Here is a 230-nt window from a genome sequence, read left to right on the forward strand (position 1 = left end):
GTACTGCTACCATTGGCAGCCCAGCCGAAGCAGTGTGTGTAGACCAGCATGGGCAAAAACACTATTTAATGGTGCAACCTATAGATAGCGATGACTCGTTTCCTATGGGCACCACCATTGTTCTACTAGAGCGCCATAAAAAATATTGGACCGCCAGCAAACTCAACGAATTGTTAAACGATCATTAAGGATAAAGTGTGGATTTTTTAGGAAGTAGCAATAGCATAATG

1 protein-coding gene is annotated in these 230 nt (G+C 42.6%); it reads left to right on the forward strand.

Annotated elements, in window-relative coordinates:
* Positions 1–188, forward strand: a 188-nt coding sequence (locus Q4528_RS16590) for an OB-fold-containig protein (RefSeq protein ID WP_303522904.1), incomplete at its 5' end; no start/stop codon positions are given.
* Positions 189–230: the final 42 nt, after the last annotated feature.

This window comes from Staphylococcus pasteuri (genome assembly GCF_030547725.1).
Lineage (GTDB): Bacteria > Bacillota > Bacilli > Staphylococcales > Staphylococcaceae > Staphylococcus > Staphylococcus pasteuri.